This window comes from Actinomadura mexicana (assembly GCF_900188105.1).
GTDB lineage: Bacteria > Actinomycetota > Actinomycetes > Streptosporangiales > Streptosporangiaceae > Spirillospora > Spirillospora mexicana.
Genome location: NZ_FZNP01000001.1, coordinates 315,024 through 338,268, shown reverse-complemented (window position 1 = coordinate 338,268; position 23,245 = coordinate 315,024). Strand labels below are relative to the sequence as shown.

The 23,245-nt window shown below is 71.4% G+C and carries 23 protein-coding genes; 17 read left to right on the top strand and 6 right to left on the bottom strand.

Annotated features, from left to right (window positions below; all coding sequences use genetic code 11):
- The first annotated feature begins 129 nt into the window (after window positions 1–129).
- The 7 genes from CHC11_RS01415 to CHC11_RS01385 all read left to right on the top strand — a co-directional run bounded on the left by CHC11_RS01415 (window position 130) and on the right by CHC11_RS01385 (window position 7,433).
- Complete coding sequence (locus CHC11_RS01415; protein WP_089309713.1) at window positions 130–1,818, top strand: alpha-amylase family glycosyl hydrolase; 1,689 nt, start codon at window positions 130–132, stop codon at window positions 1,816–1,818.
- Window positions 1,809–2,744: a carbohydrate ABC transporter permease gene (locus CHC11_RS01410; RefSeq protein ID WP_089309712.1), complete on the top strand. Its 936-nt coding sequence runs from the start codon at window positions 1,809–1,811 to the stop codon at window positions 2,742–2,744. Before CHC11_RS01415 ends, CHC11_RS01410 begins: the two co-directional genes overlap by 10 nt.
- 4 nt (window positions 2,745–2,748) lie before the next feature.
- On the top strand, window positions 2,749–3,609 hold the full coding sequence (locus tag CHC11_RS01405) for a carbohydrate ABC transporter permease (RefSeq protein ID WP_089309711.1): 861 nt from the start codon (window positions 2,749–2,751) through the stop codon (window positions 3,607–3,609).
- A 62-nt stretch (window positions 3,610–3,671) separates the two neighbouring features.
- Window positions 3,672–4,979 (top strand): ABC transporter substrate-binding protein, encoded by a 1,308-nt coding sequence (locus CHC11_RS01400; protein ID WP_218825925.1) that lies wholly within the window; start codon window positions 3,672–3,674, stop codon window positions 4,977–4,979.
- 78 nt (window positions 4,980–5,057) lie between these two features.
- Window positions 5,058–6,194, top strand: a complete 1,137-nt coding sequence (locus tag CHC11_RS01395; RefSeq protein ID WP_089309709.1) for a mandelate racemase/muconate lactonizing enzyme family protein — start codon at window positions 5,058–5,060, stop codon at window positions 6,192–6,194.
- 67 nt (window positions 6,195–6,261) lie between these two features.
- On the top strand, window positions 6,262–7,035 hold the full coding sequence (locus tag CHC11_RS01390) for an SDR family NAD(P)-dependent oxidoreductase (protein ID WP_218825896.1): 774 nt from the start codon (window positions 6,262–6,264) through the stop codon (window positions 7,033–7,035).
- Between the two features lie 14 nt (window positions 7,036–7,049).
- Window positions 7,050–7,433 carry a sensory rhodopsin transducer gene (locus tag CHC11_RS01385; protein WP_089309707.1) on the top strand — a complete coding sequence of 128 codons (384 nt, stop codon included), beginning with the start codon at window positions 7,050–7,052 and terminating at the stop codon, window positions 7,431–7,433.
- An 80-nt stretch (window positions 7,434–7,513) separates the two neighbouring features.
- Here CHC11_RS01385 and CHC11_RS01380 read toward each other — a convergent pair whose 3' ends face one another.
- The 3 genes from CHC11_RS01380 to CHC11_RS01370 form a co-directional block, all read right to left on the bottom strand.
- Complete coding sequence (locus CHC11_RS01380) at window positions 7,514–9,496, bottom strand: ABC transporter ATP-binding protein (protein ID WP_245918649.1); 1,983 nt, start codon at window positions 9,494–9,496, stop codon at window positions 7,514–7,516.
- 271 nt (window positions 9,497–9,767) lie between these two features.
- Window positions 9,768–10,547, bottom strand: a complete 780-nt coding sequence (locus tag CHC11_RS01375; protein WP_089309706.1) for an SAM-dependent methyltransferase — start codon at window positions 10,545–10,547, stop codon at window positions 9,768–9,770.
- A gap of 194 nt (window positions 10,548–10,741) precedes the next feature.
- Window positions 10,742–11,632: a hypothetical protein gene (locus tag CHC11_RS01370; RefSeq protein WP_143226877.1), complete on the bottom strand. Its 891-nt coding sequence runs from the start codon at window positions 11,630–11,632 to the stop codon at window positions 10,742–10,744.
- A 148-nt stretch (window positions 11,633–11,780) separates the two neighbouring features.
- Here CHC11_RS01370 and CHC11_RS01365 point away from each other — a divergent pair, with 148 nt between their 5' ends.
- Window positions 11,781–12,146 carry a hypothetical protein gene (locus CHC11_RS01365; protein ID WP_089309704.1) on the top strand — a complete coding sequence of 122 codons (366 nt, stop codon included), beginning with the start codon at window positions 11,781–11,783 and terminating at the stop codon, window positions 12,144–12,146.
- Window positions 12,147–12,184: 38 nt separating this feature from the next.
- Window positions 12,185–12,550, top strand: coding sequence for a roadblock/LC7 domain-containing protein (locus CHC11_RS01360; protein WP_089309703.1), 366 nt, complete (start codon window positions 12,185–12,187; stop codon window positions 12,548–12,550).
- Between the two features lie 70 nt (window positions 12,551–12,620).
- Here the strand turns inward: CHC11_RS01360 and CHC11_RS01355 are convergent, their stop codons facing one another.
- Window positions 12,621–13,331 (bottom strand): DUF4386 domain-containing protein, encoded by a 711-nt coding sequence (locus CHC11_RS01355; protein ID WP_089310255.1) that lies wholly within the window; start codon window positions 13,329–13,331, stop codon window positions 12,621–12,623.
- Between the two features lie 259 nt (window positions 13,332–13,590).
- Here CHC11_RS01355 and CHC11_RS01350 point away from each other — a divergent pair, with 259 nt between their 5' ends.
- Window positions 13,591–14,031, top strand: coding sequence for an SRPBCC family protein (locus tag CHC11_RS01350; protein ID WP_089309702.1), 441 nt, complete (start codon window positions 13,591–13,593; stop codon window positions 14,029–14,031).
- Complete coding sequence (locus tag CHC11_RS01345) at window positions 14,028–14,543, top strand: NUDIX hydrolase (RefSeq protein ID WP_089309701.1); 516 nt, start codon at window positions 14,028–14,030, stop codon at window positions 14,541–14,543. Before CHC11_RS01350 ends, CHC11_RS01345 begins: the two co-directional genes overlap by 4 nt.
- Window positions 14,544–14,580: 37 nt before the next feature.
- Here CHC11_RS01345 and hisD read toward each other — a convergent pair whose 3' ends face one another.
- On the bottom strand, window positions 14,581–15,888 hold the full coding sequence (gene hisD / locus CHC11_RS01340; RefSeq protein ID WP_218825894.1) for a histidinol dehydrogenase: 1,308 nt from the start codon (window positions 15,886–15,888) through the stop codon (window positions 14,581–14,583).
- Window positions 15,889–16,162: 274 nt separating this feature from the next.
- Here hisD and CHC11_RS01335 point away from each other — a divergent pair, with 274 nt between their 5' ends.
- The 6 genes from CHC11_RS01335 (at window position 16,163) to CHC11_RS01310 (ending at window position 22,257) form a co-directional block, all read left to right on the top strand.
- The gene (locus CHC11_RS01335) at window positions 16,163–17,089 is read left to right on the top strand and encodes a LysR family transcriptional regulator (protein WP_089309700.1); all 927 of its coding nucleotides are present in this window, start codon (window positions 16,163–16,165) and stop codon (window positions 17,087–17,089) included.
- 267 nt (window positions 17,090–17,356) lie between these two features.
- Complete coding sequence (locus CHC11_RS01330; RefSeq protein ID WP_245918648.1) at window positions 17,357–18,130, top strand: ATP-binding cassette domain-containing protein; 774 nt, start codon at window positions 17,357–17,359, stop codon at window positions 18,128–18,130.
- Window positions 18,127–19,206, top strand: coding sequence for an ABC transporter permease (locus CHC11_RS01325; RefSeq protein WP_089309698.1), 1,080 nt, complete (start codon window positions 18,127–18,129; stop codon window positions 19,204–19,206). The genes CHC11_RS01330 and CHC11_RS01325 overlap by 4 nt, the downstream gene beginning before the upstream one ends.
- Before the next feature lie 8 nt (window positions 19,207–19,214).
- Entirely contained in the window at window positions 19,215–20,192 is a 978-nt protein-coding gene (locus tag CHC11_RS01320; RefSeq protein ID WP_089309697.1) for an ABC transporter substrate-binding protein, read from the top strand.
- Window positions 20,189–21,367, top strand: a complete 1,179-nt coding sequence (locus CHC11_RS01315) for an ester cyclase (RefSeq protein WP_218825893.1) — start codon at window positions 20,189–20,191, stop codon at window positions 21,365–21,367. The genes CHC11_RS01320 and CHC11_RS01315 overlap by 4 nt, the downstream gene beginning before the upstream one ends.
- A gap of 23 nt (window positions 21,368–21,390) precedes the next feature.
- Window positions 21,391–22,257, top strand: coding sequence for a nitrilase-related carbon-nitrogen hydrolase (locus tag CHC11_RS01310; protein WP_089310252.1), 867 nt, complete (start codon window positions 21,391–21,393; stop codon window positions 22,255–22,257).
- Here the strand turns inward: CHC11_RS01310 and CHC11_RS01305 are convergent.
- Window positions 22,250–23,212, bottom strand: coding sequence for a LysR family transcriptional regulator (locus CHC11_RS01305; protein WP_089309696.1), 963 nt, complete (start codon window positions 23,210–23,212; stop codon window positions 22,250–22,252). The genes CHC11_RS01310 and CHC11_RS01305 overlap by 8 nt on opposite strands.
- Window positions 23,213–23,245 lie beyond the last annotated feature (33 nt).

Genomic DNA, 23,245 nt, shown 5'->3' with positions numbered 1-23,245 from the left:
TGTTGACAATCACCAACCCTCGTGTACTGTTCGGATCGCACGCCTCCCCGACGGCACTACCTGCGGAAACTCGTGCATTGCCCCGCGTGGGCGACGGTTTCCGCCTCACCTACGGAGGTCCTCACCCCCATGAACGAACCATCTGTACGGACCCAGGGGCGGCCTGAACACGCCGTCGCGGAGGCGGCGCCGTGGTGGCGGACGGCGGTGTTCTACGAGAACCACATGGCGAGCCTCCGCGACGGCGACGGCGACGGGACCGGCGACATCAGGGGCCTGATCGAAGCGCTGGACTACCTCGCCGGCACGCTCGGCGTGTCGGCGGTCTGGCTGAGCCCCTGCTTCCGCTCGCCGCTGCTCGACCAGGGCTTCGATATCAGCGACTTCTGCGACATCGAGCCCGTCTTCGGCACGATGGCCGACTTCGACCGGCTCGTGGCGGAGGCGCACCGCCGCGGCGTGCGCCTGCTGGCCGACTACGTCCCGAACCACACCTCCGACCAGCATCCCTGGTTCGTGGCGTCGCGGTCCTCGCGCGACGACCCCAAGCGCGACTGGTACGTCTGGCGAGACCCCGGGCCGGACGGGTCGCCGCCGAACAACTGGGTCAGCGAGGCCGGGGGCTCCACCTGGGAGTTCGACCCCCGGACCGGCCAGTACTACCTGCATTCCCACCTCAAGGAGCAGCCGGACCTCAACTGGCGCAACGCCGAGGTGGTCGAGGCGATGCTCGACGTCCTGCGCTTCTGGCTGGACCGCGGCGTCGACGGCTTCCGCATCGACGTGGCGCACATGCTGATGAAGGACCCCGAGCTCCGCGACAACCCGGTACAGCCCGCGGCCGAACGCAACGTCTACGACGTCCAGCACGACGACTTCGGCTCCCAGAAGCACATCCACGACCGGCTGCATCCGGACGTGCACGGCGTCCTGCGCGCCATCCGCGCCGTGGTGGACGAGTACCCCGACCGGGTGCTCGTCGGCGAGATCGAGGCCATGGGGTGGTCGGACTGGGCGAGCTTCTTCGGCGCCGACCAGGACGAGATCCACATGCCGTTCGCGTTCCGTCTGATCGAGACTCCGTGGCGGGCGGCCGACCTCGCCCGCGAACTGGACGATCTGGACGCCGCGACGCCGGACGACGCGTGGCCGATCCTGGCACTCGGCAACCACGACCGGCCCCGCCTGGCCACGCGCCTCGGACGGGACCAGGCCCGGGTGGCCGCCATGCTGCTGCTCACCCTCCGCGGCACGCCGATCATCTTCTACGGCGATGAACTCGGCATGCCGGACCAGGACGTCCCCCGCGAGCGGCAGCGCGACACCTTCGGGCTCACTCCCGGCGGTAGGTCGCGCGACCCGATACGGACGCCGATGCCCTGGGACGACGGGCCCAACGCCGGATTCTCCACCGCCCCCGCGCGGGACCTGTGGCTGCCGGTCTCGGCCGAGGCCGCGACCCTCAACGTCGCCGCCCAGCTCGCCGATCCCGGCTCCCTGCTCTGCCTCTACCGGTCGCTCATCGCGCTGCGCCGCGACAGCGCCGCGCTGCGCGAGGGCTCCTACCGCGGTCTGCCCGGCGCGCCGGAGGGATGCCTGACGTACGAGCGGCGGGCCGGCTCCGACCACAAGATCGTCATGCTCAACCTGACGGGCCGTCCGCTGCGCGTCCCGCTGCCGGGGGCGGCGACCGTCGTGCTCTCCACGGCCGATCGCGGCCGGACCGGGGCCCGCCTCACCGGCGCCCTCGAACTCGCGGCGGACGAGGGCGTCGTCCTCGACGCCGACGGCGGAGAGGGGGACGGCGCATGTCCCTGAGGGCGACCCGGCCGGCGGGCCGGACGGTCCCGGTGACCGGCGGGCCCCCGCGGGCCCGCGGATACGCGAACGCCGAAGGCCGGTTGGCGGTGGCCATGCTGTCGCCCGCCGTTCTCCTGGTCGGCGCCGTGGCGCTCGTCCCCGTCCTCTACACGCTCTACCTGAGCTTCCACGACGCGAGCGTGGCGGAAACGGGACGGTACAACGGGCTCGCCAACTACCGCGCGCTCCTCGACGACCCGGACTTCGTCACGGCGAGCCTCAACACCGCCGTCTTCACGGCCGTCAGCGTCGTGCTGGAGTTCGGGATCGGGCTGGCCGCCGCGCTGGCGCTGCACCGCCGCTTCCGCGCCCGCGGCCTCGTCCGCTCGGCCGTGCTCGTGCCCTGGGCGTTCCCGGTCGTGGTGTCGGCCCTGATGTGGCGCCTCATGCTCCAGGACCAGGTCGGCATCGTCCCGTACCTGGCTCGGCAGATCGGGTTCGGCGACGCCTCCCTGGTGTCCGACCAGCACTCCCTGATGATCGCCTCGATCGGGGTGGACGTCTGGAAGACCACGCCCTTCGTGACGCTGCTCCTCCTGGCCGGATTGCAGACCATCCCGGAGGAGCTGAACGAGGCCGCGTTCGTCGACGGCGCCGGTCCGCTGGTGCGGTTGTGGCGCATCACGCTGCCGATGCTCAGGCCGGCGATCCTGGTCGCGCTGCTGTTCCGCACGCTGGAGGCCTGGAGCGTCTACGACCTGTTCTGGGTGATGAGCGACCGGCAACTGGAATCACTGTCCACCTACGTCTACAGGACCGTCCGGATCAGCGAACTCGCCTTCGCGAAGGGGACCGCGGCGGCGGTCCTGGTGTTCCTGTCCTCGATCGTCATCGCGCTGATCTACATGCGGACCCTGCGGTCCGACCCGGGAGAACAGGACTGACGCCATGGCAGCGACGACCTCGTCCGACCCGAGCCGGAAAGGCGCCCGGGCGCGCGACGCCCTCTTCTACCTCTTTCTTACCCTGTTCGTCCTGGCCGTCGTCGCACCGGTCGTGTGGGTGCTCAAGATGAGCATCAGCACGCGTGCCGACCTGCTCGCGACGCCGCCGCCCATCGTCCCGCCCCACCCGACGCTCTCCAACTACTCCACCGTGTTCGGCGCCCCCGAGTTCCGCCGGGCGCTGCTCAACAGCGTGCTCATCGCCGGCACGACCACGCTGGTCTCGCTCACCTTCGGCGTGCTGGCCGCCTACCCGCTGGCCCGGGTGCGCTTCCGGGGCAAGGCCGTCCTGCTCACCGGGTTCCTCGCCCTCGCCTTCTTCCCCACCGTCGCCATCATCGCGCCGCTGTTCAAGGAGTTCCGCGAGCTCGGCCTGCTGGACACCTACGCGGCGATCATCGCGGTGGACAGCGCGTTCGCGCTGCCCCTGACGGTGTGGCTCCTGACGGCGTTCTTCCGCACCCTGCCCCGGAACCTGGAGGAGGCGGCCCGGGTCGACGGCGCCTCCACATTCCGGGTCCTGACCAGCGTCATCCTCCCGCTCTCCGCCCCGGGCGTCGTCACCGCGGGACTGCTGGTGTTCGTCTTCGCCTGGAACGAGTTCCTGTTCGCCAACACCTTCCTGTTCTCCCAGGACCACTGGCCGGTCACGGTCGCCATCCCGGGCTTCGCCACCACCCACACCATCGACTTCGGCGCCCAGGCCGCGGCGTCCATCACGGTGACCCTTCCGATCCTGGTCATCGTCTTCGTCTTCCAGCGCCGCCTGGTCGCCGGCCTCATGGCCGGCGCGCTCAAGGGCTGACGCCCCGGGCGGTCCAGCCCGACCCACCCCGCATCGCGATGTCCCTCGCGGAAGGACCCACCATGTCGACGCCACGCATGTCCGTGTCCGGCACCACAATGTCCCGCCGTCGGTTCCTCCAGGCGGGCACCGCCGGCGCCGCCCTCCTGGGGCTGGGCGCCTGCGGCGGAGGAGACGACGCCGGCGGCGGGCGCAAGGTCGTGCTCGCCGCCTCCACCGACCAGCGCGAGCTGCTCAGGAAACCGCTGGCCCAGTTCCAGGCGGCGCACGACGTGACCGTCGAGTACCGGACGATGCCGGCGGACACCGGCGCGTACTTCGACCAGATCCGCACGCAGTTCCAGGCGGGCTCCGACGACATCGACGTCATCGCGGGCGACGTCTCCTGGCCCGCGCAACTGGCCGCACACGGTTGGCTCGCCGACCTGACCCCGCGGCTCGCTCCGGCGGCCCGCGCGGCCTTCCTGCCCGCGGCCATCGCCGCCAACACCTACCGCGGCAAGCTGTACGGCGTGCCGTGGTTCAACGACGCCGGCTTCCTCTACTACCGCAAGGACCTCCTGGAGAAGGCCGGGTACAGCGGCCCGCCCGCGACCTGGCAGGAACTCCAGGAGATGGCCCTCAAGGTCAAGGCGGACACGAAGATCCTCAACGGGTACGTCTTCCAGGGCGCGCGGTACGAGGGCGGCACCGTCAACGGGACCGAGTTCATCCGCTCCTCGGGCGGCGACGTCCTGCGGAGCGGCAAGGTCGCGGTCGGCGAGCCGGCGGCGGTGCGCGGGCTGCAGATCGCACGGGGGCTCGTCGCGAGCGGCGCCTCGCCCGCGAGCGTCGCGGAGTTCAAGGAGGACGAGTCCGCCGGCTCGTTCGTGGGCGGCAAGGCCGTGTTCCTGCGGAGCTGGGGCTACCTGTACAGCGTGGTCTCCGACGAGACCCAGTCGAAGCTGAGCCCATCCCAGGTGGGCGTGACCGAACTGCCGGTCGCGCAGCAGGGCCTGCCGCATGTCAACGTGGGCGGCGGCTGGAACCTCTTCCTCAACCGGGAGTCCCGCCGCAAGGACCTGGCCTGGACCCTGATCACGTACCTGGCCGCGGAGCCGCAGCAGCGGATCTGGGCGACCGAGGGGTCGCTGATGCCGACGCTGACCGGCCTGTACGGCGACGCCGAGGTGCTCAGGACCATGCCCGTCCTGGGCAGGGCCCGCACGGTCGTGCCGCACACCACGACTCCGCCGATCTCGCCGTACTACGCGGACATGTCGCTGGCGATGGCCAAGCACTTCAACGCCTCGCTACGCGGCGCCGAACCGCCGGAGCAGGCCGCGGCCGCGCTGGCGTCCGAACTGCAGAAGATCGTTGACCACGGCTGAGCGGCCGCGGCCGACCGCACGGCCCGTCCGCTCCACCACGACCGCCTCGGGGCGGTTCCCTAACGAATCGGGACACCCATGAAGATCCGTGAAATCCGCGCAGCCGGTCTGAGGGGCGCCACCCCGCAGGGCGGGTGGCAGGAGGAGCTCGCCCCCGACGACGTCGTCCACACCCTGGTGGCGGTGCACACCGATGAAGGGCCGGTCGGCGTCGGAAGCGTGTTCACCAGCGAGGCCCTGGTCCGCGGTGCCCTGGAGATTCTGCGGCCGCTGCTGATCGGGGAGGAGGCGACCGAGCCGGAGCGGGTCTCCGAACGCCTGCACCGGGCCACGTTCTGGATGGGCCGCGGCGGCACCGTGACGCACGCGATCAGCGGGATCGACATGGCGCTGTGGGACGTGCTCGGCCAGGTCACCGGGCAGCCCGTCGGCCGCCTGCTGGGCGGGCGGTACCGGGAGCGCGTCCGGCCCTACGCCTCCCTGCTCATGGACATGCCGGAGGTCCTGACCGACCGGCTGGCGCGGCTGGCCGATCGCGGCTGGCGGGCCTTCAAGATCGGCTGGGGGCCGTTCGGCCGGGTCAGCGCCGAGCTCGACGAGCGGATCGTCGCCGCGGCCCGCGCGGCCGTGGGAGCCGACGCCCTGCTCATGGTCGACGCGGGCGGCAGCGACAGCGCCTGGGCGAACGGGTACAAGTGGGCGCTGCGCACGGCCCGGATGCTCGACCGCCACGATGTCGCCTGGTTCGAAGAGCCCCTCAGCCCCGACGCCCTCGACGACTACGCGCACCTGCGCCGCGAGGCGACCGTGGCGATCTCGGGCGGAGAGGTGCTGACCCGGCGGCAGAGCTTCCACCCCTGGCTGGAGGCCGGCGCCCTCGACATCGTCCAGCCGGACGTGACCAAGGTCGGCGGCCTGAGCGAGCAGCGCCGCATCGGGTGGGCGGCGCAGGACCACGGCGTGCGGCTCATCCCGCACGGCTGGAACACCGCCGTCGGGCTCGCCGCCGACCTCCACCTCGCCTCGGCGCTGCCGGGCACGGACCTCGTCGAGTACGTCACCGGGTCGCCCTACGTCGACGACGTCACCGCCGAGCCCTGGCGGCTCGACGGCGACGGGATGCTCGCCATCCCCGACACGCCCGGCCTCGGAATCCAGCTCGACCCGGAGGCGCTGGGCCGCTACACCGACGCGGCCGCCCTGCTGCGCCCGTGACCCAGACCACGGACGCGCCACCCATGCCGTCCGGCTTCAGGAGACCGACCGAGACCAGGGAAGGCACATGCCCGGCGAAACCACTTTGATCACAGGAGCCGCCTCCGGCATCGGCCGGGCCACCGCGTTGCTGAGGGCCTCGGCCGGCCACCCCCTCGCCCTGCTGGACAGGGACGAGGCCGGCGTCCGGGCGGTCGCCGCGGAGGCGGAGGAGCGGGGAGCCCCGCGAGCGCTGGCGATCGCGGCCGACATCTCCTCTGAAAGGGAGGTGGCCGACGCTTTCGCGCGTTGCCGAGCCAACCTGGGCGTTCCCGTCAACATCGTCGCCAATGCCGGCGTGGAGATCGCGCGGGAGGCGCACGAGACGACGTTCACGGACTGGTCGGGAGTGCTCGGCGTGAACCTCAGCGGTACGTTCCTCACCTGCCGCGACGGTATCCGGCTGCTCCTGGCCGAGCGGCTTCCCGGCGCGATCGTCTGCGTGTCGTCGCCCTCGGCGTTCGTGGCGTTCGCCGGAGGGGCCAACAGCGCCTACGCGAGCTCGAAAGGCGGAATCTCCGCCCTGGTCAGAGCACTCGCCATCGAATACGCGGCGCACGGGATCCGCGTCAACGGCGTCGTCCCCGGTGCCACCGCGACCCCGCTGCTCGACGTCACCACAGGCGCGGACGACGACATCGCCGAGCGCGTCCGAACCCAGATCCCGATGGGCCGCCTCGCCCGCCCCGAGGAGATCGCCGAGGCCATCGACTGGCTGCTCGGCCCGAAGGCCGGCTACGTCACCGGCAGCCACCTCCACGTCGACGGCGGCCTCACCGCCCGCGGCGCCAACGACTTCTGACGAAGGGAACGCTCATGCCGCCGCACCCGGCCGGTCTCGGCTCTCACACCTGGGTCGTCGCCGACGGCTACATCCCGCCCTACGGTTCGGGCCCCGAGCCCGAGATGACGAGCCACGACAGCATCTGCATGCTCAACGCGGGGGAGACCGAGGCCAGGGTCGAGGTGCAGGTGTACTTCACCGACCGGGAACCCGCAGGCCCGTTCGTCCTCGCCATCCCCGCCCGGCGGGCCTTCCATCAGCGCATCAACGACCTGGACACTCCGGAGCGGATCCCCCTCGGCACCGACTACTGCCTCGTGGTCACCAGCGACGAGCCCATCGTCGTCCAGCACACCCGCCTGGACTCCCGCCAGGAGGCCAACGCCCTGATGAGCACGATCGCCTTCCCCGCCTGACCCCGCCGACCCGCGGGGCCGACCGGTGCCGATCGAGGTGCCCGCGCCGCGGACGGCGTCCTCATGATGGGGGACCTTCCTCAGACGTCTCCTTTCGGGACGGTGGCGAGAGCGGCTTCGTCCTGGCCTTGCCGGTATGCCGATGCCTGCAGTTCGTACAGTTCGGCGTACAGGCCGTTCAGTGCGACGAGTTCGTGGTGGGTGCCGTGTTCGGTGACGCGGCCGCCGTCGAGGACGTAGATGCGGTCGGCGTGCCGGACGCTCGCGAGCCGGTGGGTGATCAGCAGCACGGTGCGGCCGTGCTGCGCGGCGTGCCGGCGGATCTGGTCGAACAGGTGGTGCTCGGCGCGGGCGTCGAGCGCGGCGGTGGGTTCGTCGCAGATCAGCAGGGGCGCGTCCCGGTAGAAGCCGCGCGCGGCCGCCAGCCGCTGCCACTGCCCGCCCGACAGTTCGCACCCGTTGGCGAAGCGCTTGTCGAGCAGGGTGTCGAGGCCGAGGGGCAGGGCGGCGATCACCTGGTCGGCGCCGGCCGTGGTGGCGGCCTCGTCGACGCTCGCCCGGACGCCCGCGGCGGCCAGGTCGTCGCCCATGGTGATGTTGTCGGCGGCGGTCATCGGCCAGTGGGTGTGGTCCTGGGCGACGACGGCGATGGCCCGCCGCAGGGCCTCGGGTTCCAGATCGCTCACGCGGGTGCCGTCCCAGCGGACGACGCCGCTCTGCGGGGCGTACAGGCCGGCGAGGATCTTGGCGAGGGTGGTCTTCCCCGATCCGTTCTCCCCGACCAGCGCGACGATCTCCCCGCGCCCGAGCCGCACCGACACCCCGTGCAGCGAGGGGGCATCGCTGTCGGGGTAGGTGAAGGTGATCTCCTCGGCACAGATCTTCCCGAACCCGCGCAACGCCTCAAGCTGCTTCTCCGTGTCGCCCGGTTCGCCGGCGCGGGCCCGTCGCACGCGCTGTTCGGCGGTCCGGCAGTAGGCCATGTAGTCGCTGAAGTACAGGCCGTCCTCGTAGCAGCGGTTCAACGCGTAGACGAGGTTGACGAGAGAGGTCTGCCCAGCGCGGATCGCCAGGACCGCCGTTCCGGCCACCGCGAGCGGCATCACACCCCGCCACAGCAGCAGCCCCAGCGCCGTGTACATCAACGCCGTCGCGACCCCCTTGAGGACGTCTCCCCAGATCTGGGACATCGTCTGCCGGCGTGCCAGGTCGAGGAGCACGCGGCGGATGTGGGCGGCCAGTGCGGCGTACTGGCGCAGCAGGAAGGCCCGGACGGTGAAGGAGCGGACCTCGGCGGCGTGGCGCCGCTCGGTCATCAGATCGGACATGATCCAGCTCCGCCGCCGCACCTCCACCAGGTCCAGCTGGGTCAGGTATCCGAGCCGGGCCGCGCGGACCGCCGCCCATCCCTCGGGCAGCGCGGTCAGCAGCAGCAGGGGCAGCAGCGCCGGGTGAAGCACGCCGAGCGCGCCGGCCGCCGCAGTGACCCCGACGGCGGCGGTGAACAGGTCCACCGCGTTGTCGACCATGGACGGGGCCGAGTCCATGCCCCGCTGCCGGGCCCGATGCAGGTCGTCCTGGAACTCGGCGTCGTCGAACGCCGCCAGCTCGATCGCGGTCGTCAGCTCGTACAACCGCTGCTCGACGATCTGCTGGACCTGCGGACGCAGCCGGGCCTGCGCCCACTGCGCCCCGGCCGAGAACGCAGCCCGGACCGTGACCGCCACCCCCACCAGCACCAGCTCGGGCGCCGCGGTCCGCACCCGGTCCGGGGTCGGGCCCCCCGAGAACAGCGCGGTCAGCACTCCGGTGGTGGCCAGCAGCCCGAACGCGGTGAACACCCCGGCGGCCACGTTGAACGCGATCGTCGCGGCCAGGTCCCGCGGGCCCGCCCGCCAGGCGAGCCGCATCACCTGCCCGATCAGCGTCGGCAGCCGCCGCGCCATGGTGAGCGTCCCGGTGTCCGACAGCTCGGCGGCCTTGCGATACCACTTGTGCTCGCTCAGAGCCGGTCCCATGAGCGCGTCGACCGGCCTGGCGACGCGCCCGCGCCGCAGCTTCACCGCTTCACCCCCTCCGAACCGCGGGTCGGCGTCTCGCGATCACCGGAGCAGGCGACAGGGGTCATGGAACACCACCCTCTGTGCCGCGCTCGGCGCGAGGAAGGGGCACGGCGGTCTCTGGCCCCGCGCCCCCGCGGCACAGTTCTCCACCCGCGGGGTAAGCCCCGCGAAGCGTCCGGCGCCCAACGAACGCGGCCCCGCTCGGCTACGGGTGGGGCGTCTCGCGGAATTCCTTTATCGGGTTCGCCGAATCACGACCGAAGGCCCCGGGTCAGTTGATGCGGCCGATGCCGCCGTAGAGCCATTTGCCGACCTCGTCGGCCGGTTTGTCCATCTCGTCGTCTTCGGGGTTCCAGGCATCAATGGTGACCAGGCCGGGGTCGACGAGTTCGAAGCCCTCGAAGAAGAGCTCGATGTCTGCTCTGTCGCGGAAGTAGATGGGGGTCGGAGTGGCCGCGTAGGCCCCCTCGATCTGCTCGACGGCCGCGGCGGCATGCCCTTCCGTCGTCACGTGCGTCGCGGCGAGGTGGCTGCCCGGCGCCAGGGCCTCGCGCAGGGGCGCCATCACGCCTTCCCGCTCCTCCAGGGTGAGGAAGTGGGTCATGGCGATCATCAGCACGCCGACCGGAGCCGCGAAGTCGATCAGGCCGGTCCCGCGGGCATGACCGAGGACCTCGGCGGGCCGGCGCATGTCGGCCTGGGCGACGGTCGTGTACTCGTTGGTCGCGAGCAGCGCGCGCCCGTGCACCAGGACCACCGGATCGCTGTCGACGTACACGACGCGGGCGTCGGGGACGATCTCGTGGGCTATCTCGTGCGTGTTGCCGACGGTCGGCAGCCCGGAGCCGATGTCGAGGAACTGCCGGATCCCCCGGCGCGCCATGTACCGCACGGAGCGGCGCAGGAACGAGCGGTTCTCCAGGGCGAGTTCACCGATCTCCGGCATGGCCCGCGCGACCCGGTCCGCTGCGTCCCGGTCGACCTGGAAGTTGTCCTTTCCGTGCAGGTAGTAGTCGTACATGCGCGCGACGCTGGGTCGAGTGAGATCCATTTCCGGGGACAGGCCATCCTCGGCCACGTACGACCTCCACCCAAGATCAAGTTATTGCCGGAGCAAGAGTAGCCCCCGTCCGACACGGTGGCCAAGTCCGGCCTGGCGGTCGGGTTGACGCACCCTTTCAGCTATGCGAGCTCGCATAGCTGAAAGGCGCGATGCCGGGCCGGTGGCTTTCGCTGGAACCGTGGTCAGGGGCCGGTGTTCCGGTATCTGCGTCGAGGCAGCCCGGCCGCCTCCTGGGAGAAAGCGCTCTGGTGCGGGGGAGGCGGGGCCACCTGCGATCGGATGCTCTCGCTCGGGGGTTCTGACGGGCGGGCCGTGAGCCCGCTCCCCGGCGCCGGGTCGAGGACGGCCTCGGATCCTTCGATGAGGGGCGGCTCGATCGCGGCGAGCCCGTCGGCGATGAGGGTGGCCAGGTCGCTCATGACCGGGAACAGGCCGCGTCCGATTGCGAAGGCGATGTCGCGGGGTGTCCGGCGGCCGTTGACTCTGGCGAGCAGTTCCTGCCGCTGGGCGTTGACGGGCACCGAGACCGCCGGCTGCTTGCTCCGCGGTCGTGATCGTATGGACAGGCCGAGCGCGGTCCAGGAATGGGCGAGATCGAGCCGGCGGCGGACCTCGCGGATGGCCCGTTCGGTGTCCAGGCCGGGGTCGGACGCGAGCAGCGGGGCGGGATCGTCCGGGTCGGCGGTGCAGGTGCGGACCCCGCAGAGTGCCATGGCGAACAGTGCGTCAGCGACCGCGGCGCGGGTGATGACCTGCACGCCGGCGTCACCGAGGAGCCCGCGCACGACGAGTTCGCGCTCCAGCCGGCCGTCGGGGGCGCCGGCGGTGAAGGCGGCGCTCCAGTCGGCCTCGCTGATCCGCCCCGACCGCAGCAGCAACGGCTCGGGCCCCGGCGCGGCAGGGGTGGAGGCGGCCACCACCAGGCCGTCGCGCATGCTCACCGCGCCTCCCGGGGACCCGTCCATCCGCAGCGTTCCGGTGAACCGCTGCCGGCCGCGCCGGGTCAGTGCCGAGGTCAGCACGCCCGCGTGGTCACGCCCGCGTTCTCCCGGGGGCTGCGCTTGTGATGCCATCTGTCCCTTCTCGCCTTCTTTGGTGGTACCGGATGCCCCTTTGAGTGTGGCCACGGTGCCGGATCGGCGGAATCCGAGGTTTCCCGGTTGTGGAAGCCCGTTAGCGAGATATATTAGCGTCCAAAATAAGCAATTCGTCGGGAGTGGTATGAACATCGAAACGGCGCTCAAGGAAGCCATGGCCGTCGAGGGCGCGATCGGCGTGGCCCTCGTCGACTATGACAGCGGCATGTCCCTTGGAGCGCTGGGAGGCGGCCCCGGACTCGACCTGGACGTCGCGGCCGCCGGCAACACCGAGGTCGTGCGCGCCAAGGTCCGCACCCTGGAGTCGTTGGCCATCGACGACACCATCGAGGACATCCTCATCACCTTGAACCGGCAATACCATCTGATCCGCATCCTCGGGCGCGGCCACGGCCGCCTGTTCCTCTACCTCGCGCTCAACCGGGAACGCGCCAACCTGGCGCTCGCCCGGCACCACCTGCGGCGTATCGAGACCGAACTCAGCGTCTGACCGCGTCTCCGTCACGGGGCGATCTAGGGGGAACGGGAATGCGCGAAGCCGTGCTGGCGGAACTGCAGGCACTCCGCGGTCAGGTCGTGGGAGTCACGGACGCGGCCGTGGCGTCGGTGGACGGGATACTGGTGGCCTCCGACACCGACGAGGTCCGGCCCGACGTACTGGCGGCGCTCGCCGCGGCCTCACTGGGCCTCGGCCGAAGCGCGGGCAACGAGGTCGGCATGGGCGAGCTGCGCGAGGTGGTGACCCGCTGCCAGAGCGGTCACATCGTGGTCTACGCCGTGCGGCGCACAGGGCTGCTCGTCGTACTGGGCGACGAGGGACTGGACATCGCCGACCTGCACCTGCAGTCCCGTGCCACCGTGGACCGCCTCGGCGCCATCCTCGAAAAGAACTGACCCCCCAGGGTGTCAGGAACGGGACTGCCGTCCATTGAGCCACGTGCTTCACAGCAGATGACGTGAATCGTCACGCCGTGTCGGGCTCCTGTTCGGTCTTGGGGGCCGTTCCTGTGATGAGGGGGACGGGCCGGAAGCCTTTGGTGATGAGCCAGACGCCCAGTGACGCCTCCCAGACGATCTCTGGCGCCGTGAACAAGAAGTTCACCGGGGACTGCTGGTCGTAGGCGCCGAACAGGACCGCGGTCGCGGTCGCGCAGGCGATGGGGCCTCCGACGAGCCCGATGAGCGCCATGGGGCGTGGCACCAGGCCCGACCGGTACATCAGGTAGCCCAGCAGCAGCCCGTTGCCGAAGCCCGCGCAGAAGGCCGGGCCGAGCAGGAACGTCTGGTCCTTCAACGCCACCAGTGACCGGCCGATCTGAGCGGCGTCGGCGCCGCCTCCCAGGTCCTGCCGCAACGCCACGACGGCGAGCACGCTGACGACCCCCATCACGATGACGGTCGACTCGAGGATCCGCGTGCCGACGTAGCCGAGGGCGATGCTCTCGCTCTGCCGCTTCAGGATCGGGAACAGCACGACCGCGGTGGCGACGTTCGCGACGGCGGTCAGGATCTCGAGGAGGGCTCCGATCCGCACCTGGGTGTCCGCGCCCGCTCCCAGGATGTAGTTCGCGTCATTGAGGACCGGGTCGTACAGCAGCACCGCCGGGATCGAGAGGACGAAGGTGAGGACGAACCAGACACCGGCGATCCTGGCGCTCCGCTGAGCGGCTTCCATCGGGGTCGCCGGCGTCCGAGACCTGATCGTGTTCACATGACTCTCCAAGGCTCCGCATCGGCCCTCGCCCGACTGCCGGGATAGTCGTAGAGAACCACGAGGAGCGGGCGCTGTCCCCACCCTCCGGTGGCCGGTTCAAGCCGCGCTTCACCCGTCGGGAGGGGCGGTCGTCCGGCCTTGCGGCCGCGTGAAGGCTGCACCGCGGTGCGTGGCGCGCGGGTTGGGCGACATCGGCCCGGCGCGGTGAAAGGATGATCGCATGGGACAAGTCGTGGTGACCGCGGAGAGAACGCTGAAAGCCGGCCCGGACCAGGTGCTCGGAGCGCTCGGTGACTACACGGGGGTGCGCTCCCGCATGCTGACGGAGCACTTCAGCGAGTACGAAGTGCGGGAGGGCGGTCAGGGCGAGGGCACGGTCGTGCACTGGAAGCTGGCCGCCACCAGCAAGCGCGTGCGTGACTGCCTCTTCACCGTGAGCGCCCCCGCCGGCGACCGCCTGGTGGAACGGGACGCCAACTCCTCGATGGTCACCACGTGGACGGTCACCCCGGCCACCGAAGGCGCGCGCGTCCAGATCACCACCATCTGGGACGGAGCGGGCGGCATCGGGGGCTTCTTCGAGCGGACCTTCGCCCCCAAGGGCCTGCAGCGCATCTACGACGCCCAGCTGGACAAGCTGGACTCCGTACTGGGCACGTGACCGGCGCGCCGGCCGACGAGGTCTACCGGCGGCGCACCGCCCGTGTGCTGCTGGTGGACGACACCGACCGCGTCCTGCTGTTCCGCTGGCCGAAGGCCGCCGGCAAGCCCGAGGCGGGTTACTGCTGGATCACTCCGGGCGGCGGCGTCGAGCAGGGCGAGAGCCTGCGCGCGGCCGCGGCCCGCGAGCTGCGCGAGGAGACCGGCCTGATCGTCTCCCCGGAGGACCTCGGCCCGCAGGTCGCCCTGGCCTCCGGCCACGCGGACCTCGGCTGGGCCCGCGGCCTGTTCCGCGACGACTTCTTCCTGCTCCGCACGCCCGCCCGCGATATCGACACCGCGGGTTTCACCCCGGTCGAACGCGAGCATGTCAGCGCCCACCGCTGGTGGCCGCTGGCGGAACTGGCGAGCGCGCAGGAACCGGTCTACCCGCTCATGCTCACCGAACTCCTCACCGACCTCCTCGCAGGCCGCACCCCCTCCGCCCCAGTCCGCCTCCCCTGGCACCACTGACCGGCGTCAAGCCCGGCTGCTGGGAGGCGGCCTGAGCTCAGTCGCGGTGGAGGCGGGCCAGGCGCTTGGCCGCGGTGGCTTCGTGTGCGGGCATGAGGTCGGCCTGCGAGATGGTGACGACGTGCGGCGCGACCGTGCGGACGCCCTCGTCGGTGTCGATCCGCTGCCAGGTCACCGTCTTCAGGAAGGACGCGACGGACAGGCCGCCGGTGTAGCGGCCGGCGCCGGCGGTGGGGAGCACGTGGTTGGTGCCGATCACCTTGTCGCTGAACGCGACGGTCGCGCGCTGCCCGACGAACAGCGAACCGTAGTTGCGCAGGTTCTTCAGGTACCAGTCGTCGCGGTCGGTGTGCACCTCCAGGTGCTCGGCCGCGAGGAGGTCGCTCAGCCGGACGGCGTCCTCGTGGTCGGCGGCGAGCAGCACGAAGCCGTAGTCGCGCCAGGCGGCACCCGGCACGTCCGCCCCTCCGACCTTCGCCAGATCGTCGAGCTGGCGGTCGATCTCGGCGATGACCGCGTCCGCCATGGCGCGGCTGGTGGTGACCAGGGCGGCGGGCGAGGTCAAGCCGTGCTCGGCCTGGCCGAGCAGGTCCGCGGCGACCAGTTCGGGGTCGGCCGAGTCGTCGGCGATCACCGCCACCTCGGACGGTCCCGCGATCATGTCGATGCCGACCTGGCCGTACAGCTGCCGCTTGGCCTCGGCGACGAAGGCGTTGCCGGGACCGACGAGCTTGTCCACCGGGCCGGCGCCGTCGAGCAGGCCGAACGCCATCGCCGCGACGGCCTGGACGCCGCCGAGGCAGTAGACGGCGTCAGCGCCGGACGCGGTGAGGCTGTACAGCGTCGGCGCGTGCACGCCGCGGCCGGCGCGCGGCGGAGTGCACGCGATCACCCGGTCCACGCCGGCGACCTTGGGCACCTTCACGGTCATGAACGGGCTGGCGAGCATCGGCACCCGCCCGGCGGGCGCGTAGGCGCCGACGTGGGCGAGCGGGATCTGCCGCTGCCCGAGGACGACCCCGGGCAGCGTCTCGGCCTCGAAGTCGGTGAGGGTGGCGAGCTGGCGGGCGGCGAACCCGGCGACCTGCTCGATGGCGAAGTCGATGCTCTCGCGCAGCTTCGGGTCGAGGCCGGCGGTCGCCTGCGCCTTGTCGGCGGTGACCTCGAAGGACTCGGGGTCCCAGTCGTCCAGTTCGCGGGAGTACCGGCGGACGGCGTCCATGCCGTCCCTCTCGATCGTCGACAGCATCTCGCTCACCCGGTCGCGGACCTGCGGGTCGACGGCGCTGGAGGCGATCTTCAGCGGCTTCTTGATCAGGGTCACGTCGCCGGCGGGAACACGCACGGTGGAACTCCTTATACGAGAGGTTCGAAGAGGGAGCGGCAAGGGGGCCCGCCTCGTCAGGGGCCGGGCGGTCACGCGGGGCGAACGTCCACCAGGCGGAGCCGGGCGGGATGAAAGGGCGTGGTCGGCCCGGCGGTCCAGGCGTGAGGCGAGCACGGTGACGCCGAGCCGAGCGCGGCCGCCGCACGCGACTGCCCGGTTGCCGCGAGGTTAGCCGACCGTGTTCGCGAAGGGGTACCCTCACTTTCCTTAGGAAGCGAAAGGCTTTTCCTTAATGACGCTGATCCAGTTGCTGTACTTCGTCTCCGCGGTGGAAGCCGGTTCGTTCTCCGCCGCGGCCGAGCGGCTGCGCCTGGCGACGCCCTCGGTCTCGGAGCAGATCCGGCGCCTGGAGCGGCACGTGGGCACGGCTCTGTTCGAGCGCGGGCGCGTGCTGCAGCTCACCGACGCCGGCCGGGCGCTGCTGCCCCAGGCCCGCGCGACCCTGCGGGCGGCCGAGGAGGCGGAGCGGGCGGTGGCCGACGTCCGCGGGCTCAAGGGCGGGCTCGCGAACTTCGGCCTGTTCCGCAATGCGGACTACTACCTGGTGGGCCCCCTCGCCGAGACCTTCCTGCGGGAACATCCGCGGGTGCGCCTCCGGCTCCCCGGGCAGAACAGCGCCGAGGTCGCCGACGCCGTCCGCGCCGGACGGCTGGAGGCGGGACTGGTCGTCCTGCCGGTCGACGACGAGAGCCTGACCGTCGCCTCGATCATGCGGGACGAGGTGCGCTACGTCAGCGCCGATCCGCGGCGGGCGGGCGGGCCGGTGCCGCTGGAGATGCTGGCCCGGGGGCGGCTGATCCTTTACGACGCCGCATGGGCCGGCGTGGATCCGACCCGGCGCCAGCTCGCGACACGGATGCAGACCCGCGGCCTGGCCATGGCGCCGTACGTCGAGGTCGAGCGGGTCGAGGGCGCGCTGGAGCTCGTCCGGCGGGGACTCGGCGACACCATCGCGGCGAGCACCGTGCTGCGCACGCGCGAGCCCGGCCTCCACAGCGCCTCACTGGAGGAACCGCTGCACGACGAGATCGCGGTGATCCAGCGGCGCGGCGCGCGCCTGTCGGCGGCGACCGCGGAGTTCATCCGGCTCGCACGCACCCACCTGCACCGACTCGCGGAGGGCAACCCGCACGCTCGGATCCTCGGCCCGCGGGACTGACCGCGGACGCCGCAGCCCCTACGCCACAGGGCTTTCCGAGGGCGCACAGGATAACCCTGTGGATGGCAGAGGATCATTCGGCGTTGTCCTTCGGATCCGGCGACTCGTAGATTTCGCGCCAAGCCACTCGATGTGGGCCGGCGCACATGCCGGCCCTCCCGCCGGCTCGGCGACCCGCCGGCGGCGACCGGGACGGCCCGGCGCGACCGCCGCCCCGCCGAGGGCGGCGGACACCGGTCCGCAGCGCCCGGACCGAAGGAAAGGTCGGTGAGATCACAGATGGCGGACCCGCTACTCCAGGCCCGCGGCATCGGCAAGAGCTACGGGCACGTCGAGGTGCTCCGGGGAGTCGACTTCTCCGTCGCACGCGGCGAGGTGACGGCCCTGATCGGGGACAACGGAGCAGGCAAGAGCACCCTGGTCAAGATTCTTTCCGGCGCGCTCAGCCCGGACGGCGGCGAGATCCTGCTGGACGGCAGGCGGGTGTCCTTCAGCTCGCCCGAGAGCGCCCACGACATGGGCATCGAGACCGTCTACCAGGACCTCGCGCTCGCTCCGGAACTCGGCTCCGCGGAGAACGTCTTCGCCGGGCGGGAGCTGCTCAAGCCCGGGCTCCTCGGCCTGCTCGGCGTTCTCGACCGCAGGACCATGCGGGACCGGGCCCGGAAGGCGTTCGTCGACATGGGCACCGACGTCAAGGACATCGAGGCCCCGGTCGCCGCGCTGTCGGGCGGCCAGCGGCAGAGCGTCGCGATCTGCCGGTCGGTGATGTGGGCCGACAAGGTGATCTTCATGGACGAGCCGACCGCGGCCCTCGGCGTGCGGCAGACCGGCAAGGTCCTGGAACTGATCAGGCGGGTCGCGGACCGGGGCATCGCGGTCGTGCTGATCAGCCACAACATGCCCGAGGTGCTCCAGGTCGCCGACAGCGTGCAGGTGCTGCGGCTCGGCCGTCGCGTCGCCGAGTACCGGGCGGCGGAGGCGACCGTGGAACAGCTGGTCGGTGCGATGACCGGAGCTCTGGAAGGGAAGGCCGCATGACCGAGACCCCCGCACCGGTCACCCCGGCGAAAGTCGCGGACGAGACCGGCGCAACGAACGAACCGAGCGGGCCGAACGACGCCGGCGGCGCCCTGAAGATCGCTCACCGGTCTCCGCTGCGCAAGTTCCTGTCCACCTCGCCGGCCTACATGGGCCTGGTGCTGGCGCTGCTCGTCCTGCTGTTCTCGGTGCTGCGGCCGGAGGCGTTCCCCACCACCGCGACCGGCCGCAACATCTCGCTGGACATCTCGGTGCTGCTGGTCATGGCCGTCGGCATGACGTACGTCATGGTGGCGGGCGGCTTCGACCTGTCGATCGGGTCCGTCCTGGTGTTCTCCGGGGTGGTGATGGCCAAGACGATGTCCGCGATCGGCGGCGACGGCGCGATGGTGGTGGTCGCGGGCATGGCGGCGTCGGTGCTCGCCGGCATCGCCTGGGGCGTGCTGAACGGCGTGTGCATCGCGCTGCTGAAGGTCCCCGCGCTGATCACCACGCTCGGCACCATGGGCGCGGCGCTCGGCGCGTCCCAGATCATGACGGGCGGCAACGACGTCACCACCGTGCCGGACGCGCTGCTGAAGATCACCACGTCCAGGCCGCTCGGCTTCAGCTGGCTGGTCTATGTCGCCGCGGTCGTCGCGCTGGTCGGCGGGCTGATCCTCGCCTTCACCCGGTTCGGCCGCCACACCTACCTCGTCGGCTCCAACGAGGAGTCGGCCCGCCGCGCCGGCATCAACGTGAGCCGGCACCTGATCAAGCTGTACGCCGTCAGCGGCGGCCTCGCCGGGGTGGCGGGCGCGATGTCGCTCACCCGCTTCGCCACCACCACGATCTCCGGCCACGCCACCGACGCGCTCCAGGTCATCACCGGGGTCGTGCTCGGCGGGACGAGCCTGTTCGGCGGGATCGGCACCATCCTCGGCACCGTCGTCGGCATCTTCATCCCCGCCGTTCTGCAGAACGGCTTCGTCGTCACCCACGTCCAGCCCTACTGGCAGCAGGTCGTCATCGGCTTCGTGCTGATCGCGGCCGTCTACGTCGACCACCTCAAGCGCGCCCGGCGCGATCGCAGCTAGGAGACCTCATGAGATACGGCACCGCGTTGCGGCTGTCCGCCGCTGCCGGCGTGGCCGCCCTGGCCCTCACCGCCTGCGGCTCCGGGTCGGATTCGGCCTCCGGGCAGAAGCGGATCGTCTACGTCCCCGCCGTGACCGGCATCCCCTTCTACAACACCGTCGCGTGCGGGGCCCAGGAGAAGGCGAAGGAACTCGGCGCCAAGCTGGACGTGCAGGGGCCGCCGGAGTTCGACCCCGCGAAGCAGTCGGCGATCGTCAGCGCGCTGACGGCCGACAAGCCGGACGCGATCATGATCTCGGTGGCCGACTCCAAGGCGCTGATCCCGCCGCTGAAGCTCGCCAAGGCCGCCGGCATCAAGATCATCGGCGTGGACGGCGACCTGGACGACCGCTCGATCATGACGACCAACATCATCTCCAACAACCTCAAGGGCGGCGCGCTCGCCGCGGACGAGATGGCCAAGGCCACCGGCGGCAAGGGCGAGATCATGGGGTTGAACAACGACCCCGGCAACCCGCTCGGCGAGGCGCGCGCCAAGGGGTTCACCGACCAGTTGAAGAAGTACCCGGGGATGAAGTACCTCGGCACCCAGTACAGCAAGAACGAGACCGCCAAGGCGTCCTCGATCGCGTCGAGCGCCAGCTCGTCCAACCCGCGGCTCACCGGCGTCTACGCCATGTCGACCACCAACTCGGAGGGCGCCGTCACCGGCCTGCGTGAATCGGGCCGGACGGGGAAGGTCAAGCTGATCGGCTTCGACATCTCCGGACCCATCGAGACGGCGCTCAACGGCAAGCAGATGTACGGCACCATCGTCCAGCATCCCTACCAGGAGGGCCAGATCGGCGTGCAGTCGGCGCTGGACGCGGTGGCGGGCAAGCCGGTGCCGCGCGACCAGAACTCCGACCTCGTCTTCGCGACCCCCGCGAACCTGTCCACGCCGGAGGTCCAGAAGTACGTGTACAAGAAAGAGTGCGGCAAGTGACGGAGACCACGGAGCCCGGCGAGCCGAGTGACGGGGGGACGGCGGCCCCGCGGTCCGCGCCGCAGGTGTCGTCCACCGGCCGCGTCATGCCGGCGGACTTCTCGATCGCCCTCTCGGAGGGCCGCGGCGCCACCCTCCCCGGCGGCGACTACAGCCGGCGCAAGCAGTCGCTGCGCGGGTTCGAGGACCACTACACCGACATCGTCGACTACATCGTCCGGATCACGCACCGCATCTGGGAAGACCAGGACATCGGCTACATCTACGACACCTACGCGCCGGGCTGTCGCGTGTTCGACGACAGCGGCCCGCGGCACGGCATCGAGGAGATGGTCGCTGGAACGATCCAGGCGATCGCCGCCTTCCCCAACATGCGGCACTACGCCGACGAGGTGATCTGGGCGGGCGACGACGAGCAGGGCTTCGTCACGTCCCACCGCGCGCTGAACATCGGCGACCACACCGGCCACTGGCGGTGGGGCCCGCCGACCCGCCGCCGCCTCAACACCTGGGTGATCGCCAATTGCGTCATCAGGGACAACGAGATCTACGAGGAGTGGGTCCTCTACAACACCGCGGCCAAGCTGCAGCAGCTCGGCCTCGACGTGGCGGCCTGCGCCCGCGAGTTCGGGAACGCCGGCGCGCTGCGGCCGTACACCGAACGCGAGCAGACCGAGGTGGAGCGCCTGCAGGGCGGGCGGAAGCCCGTGGCCGTCGCCGAGCCCGACACTTCCGGCCCGTTCGACGTGGAGGAGTGGGCCCGCGCCCTCTTCCACAACACCTACAACCGCCGCGACCTCAGCGCCGTCGACCGGTTCTACGCGCCGAACGTCCGCTGGTACGGCGCCACCAACCGGCAGGGCTACGGCAGGGGGCAGGTGAAGGCGATGGCCCGCGCCCTGCTGGCGACGTTCCCGGACCTCGGCGTCCACGTGGACGAGGTCTACTGGATGGGCAACCCGGACGAGGGCTACCGGGTCAGCGTGCGCTGGGGCGGCGCGGGCACCCACAAGGGCTACTCGCTGTACGGCGCGCCGACGGGCCGCCAGGTGCACATCTGGGGCATGTCGCAGCTGTACGTCCGGCACGGTGAGATCGTCGAGGAGTGGGCGCTGTTCAACGAGTTCGACGTGATGGCGCAACTCCTCCGGGACGAGCCGGCCGCGCTGCTCTGACCGGACGACCAGGGGGCATGGAGATGGCACCGACGGCGACCCGCGTGACGTGCGTGCAGTTCGCGCCCGTCCTCGGCGACCTGGCCGGAAACATCCGGCGCGCCCGCTCGGCGATCCGCGCCGCCGTCGCGAACGGCGCGCGGATCGTCGTGCTTCCCGAGCTGGCGACCTCCGGCTACCTGTTCGCGAGCGCGCGGGAGGCCCGGGAGGCGTCCGTCGACGCGGACGATCCGCGGCTGGCGGCGTGGTCCGCCGAAGCGGCGCGCGGCGGCGCCGTGGTCGTCGCCGGGTTCTGCGAGAAGGGCGCGGACGGCCTGGTCTACAACAGCGCCATGGTGCTGGACGGGACGGGGGTACGCGCCGTCTACCGAAAGGCCCACCTGTGGGACCGCGAGAAGTCGCTGTTCGCGCCCGGCCGTGCGGAACCGCCCGTGCTCGACACCGCATACGGCCGGATCGGCGTGCTGATCTGCTACGACCTGGAGTTCCCCGAGATGCCCCGTGCCCTGGCGCTGCGGGGCGCCGACCTCATCGCCGTGCCGACGAACTGGCCGGTGGTGCCGCGCCCGGACGGCGAGCATCCGCCCGAGGTGGTGGCCGCGATGGCCGCCGCCCGCGCCAGCCGCGTCTTCGTCGCCTGCTGCGACCGCTCCGGGCTCGAACGCGGGGAGCGGTGGACGCGGGGTACCGCCCTCGTCGACCCGGACGGCTGGATCCGGGCGAGCACCGGCACGCGGGACGGCCACGCGACGGCCGACCTCGACCTGGTCGCGGCGCGCGGCAAGCGGCTGACCGACCTGGCCGACGTCATCGCCGACCGGCGGCCCGAACTGTACGGGGAACTCGTGCGGACCGGCCTCACGCCGCCGGGCGGCGGGGAGGTCAGCTGACGCCGGGACGGCGCCGGGCCGTCCCTCCCGTCGCCGGGTAGACGCGCTGCGCCGGGTCCTTGATCCCGGCCAGCAGGGTGCTGCGCGCGCGCCGCGCCAGTTCCCGGGCGCCCGGGGACAGCACCGACGACGTGCGCTGGATGAAGGCGATGGTGTCGTACAGCGGTTCGGCGAACGACACGGTCCCGACCTCGGGCGGGCAGAACGGGCTGTCGGCGACCGCCCGGGAGATGATCGTGTCGCCGACGCCCCGGGCGACCAGGGCGAGCGCCGCCTCGACGTGCTCCACCTCGATGATCGGTTCGATCCGCAGCCCCTCCAGCTGGGCCCGTTCGGCGATCTGGCGGCGGGTCGGGTCGGACCAGCCGTACCGGGCGTCGTACATGACCAGGTCGGCCTCTGCCATGCGGTGGATCGTCATGGGCGCCGCGAGCCGCTCGGGGTCGGCGCTGGCGTAGAAGACCTCGTCCCGGATGAGCGGCGTCACCCGCAGCCCGGCGTCCTCCACCGGCAGCACGACCAGGCCGGCCTCCAGCTCGCCCCTGGACACGGCCGCGGCGACCTCGCTGGAGTTCTGCCCGACGAGCCGGAGCCGGACGTTCGGGAACGCCTCGTGGAACTGCTGGGCCAGGTCGGGCAGCAGGTAGAAGGAGGCGTTGCGCAGCAGCCCGAAGGTCACCGCGCCGCCGTCCAGGGAGCCGATGGACCGCAGCGCCGCGCGCCCCTCGTCCACCGAGGAGACGGCCTGCTCGGCGAACGGCAGCAGTTCCGCGCCGGCTGAGGTCAGCACGAGCCGCCGGCCGCCCCGGATGAACAGCGCCAGCCCGGCCTCCTCCTCCATCCGGCGGATGAGCTCCGACACCGACGCCTGCGCCATCTTCAGCTCCGCCGCGGCCGCGGTGAAGGATCCCGTCCGGACGGTGAGCAGGAACGCGCGCAGCTGATTCAGAGTCACAGGGGAACCCTATGGCAAATGTGGGATAAGTCG

What these genes read in the sequence shown, in the direction of transcription:
- CHC11_RS01415 (WP_089309713.1), top strand. Translation starts at nt 130, where the DNA reads ATGAACGAACCATCTGTACGGACCCAGGGGCGGCCTGAACACGCCGTC.
- CHC11_RS01410 (WP_089309712.1), top strand. Translation starts at nt 1,809, where the DNA reads ATGTCCCTGAGGGCGACCCGGCCGGCGGGCCGGACGGTCCCGGTGACC.
- CHC11_RS01405 (WP_089309711.1), top strand. Translation starts at nt 2,749, where the DNA reads ATGGCAGCGACGACCTCGTCCGACCCGAGCCGGAAAGGCGCCCGGGCG.
- CHC11_RS01400 (WP_218825925.1), top strand. Translation starts at nt 3,672, where the DNA reads ATGTCGACGCCACGCATGTCCGTGTCCGGCACCACAATGTCCCGCCGT.
- CHC11_RS01395 (WP_089309709.1), top strand. Translation starts at nt 5,058, where the DNA reads ATGAAGATCCGTGAAATCCGCGCAGCCGGTCTGAGGGGCGCCACCCCG.
- CHC11_RS01390 (WP_218825896.1), top strand. Translation starts at nt 6,262, where the DNA reads ATGCCCGGCGAAACCACTTTGATCACAGGAGCCGCCTCCGGCATCGGC.
- CHC11_RS01385 (WP_089309707.1), top strand. Translation starts at nt 7,050, where the DNA reads ATGCCGCCGCACCCGGCCGGTCTCGGCTCTCACACCTGGGTCGTCGCC.
- CHC11_RS01375 (WP_089309706.1), bottom strand. Translation starts at nt 10,547, where the DNA reads ATGGATCTCACTCGACCCAGCGTCGCGCGCATGTACGACTACTACCTG.
- CHC11_RS01370 (WP_143226877.1), bottom strand. Translation starts at nt 11,632, where the DNA reads ATGGCATCACAAGCGCAGCCCCCGGGAGAACGCGGGCGTGACCACGCG.
- CHC11_RS01365 (WP_089309704.1), top strand. Translation starts at nt 11,781, where the DNA reads ATGAACATCGAAACGGCGCTCAAGGAAGCCATGGCCGTCGAGGGCGCG.
- CHC11_RS01360 (WP_089309703.1), top strand. Translation starts at nt 12,185, where the DNA reads ATGCGCGAAGCCGTGCTGGCGGAACTGCAGGCACTCCGCGGTCAGGTC.
- CHC11_RS01355 (WP_089310255.1), bottom strand. Translation starts at nt 13,331, where the DNA reads ATGGAAGCCGCTCAGCGGAGCGCCAGGATCGCCGGTGTCTGGTTCGTC.
- CHC11_RS01350 (WP_089309702.1), top strand. Translation starts at nt 13,591, where the DNA reads ATGGGACAAGTCGTGGTGACCGCGGAGAGAACGCTGAAAGCCGGCCCG.
- CHC11_RS01335 (WP_089309700.1), top strand. Translation starts at nt 16,163, where the DNA reads ATGACGCTGATCCAGTTGCTGTACTTCGTCTCCGCGGTGGAAGCCGGT.
- CHC11_RS01325 (WP_089309698.1), top strand. Translation starts at nt 18,127, where the DNA reads ATGACCGAGACCCCCGCACCGGTCACCCCGGCGAAAGTCGCGGACGAG.
- CHC11_RS01320 (WP_089309697.1), top strand. Translation starts at nt 19,215, where the DNA reads ATGAGATACGGCACCGCGTTGCGGCTGTCCGCCGCTGCCGGCGTGGCC.
- CHC11_RS01310 (WP_089310252.1), top strand. Translation starts at nt 21,391, where the DNA reads ATGGCACCGACGGCGACCCGCGTGACGTGCGTGCAGTTCGCGCCCGTC.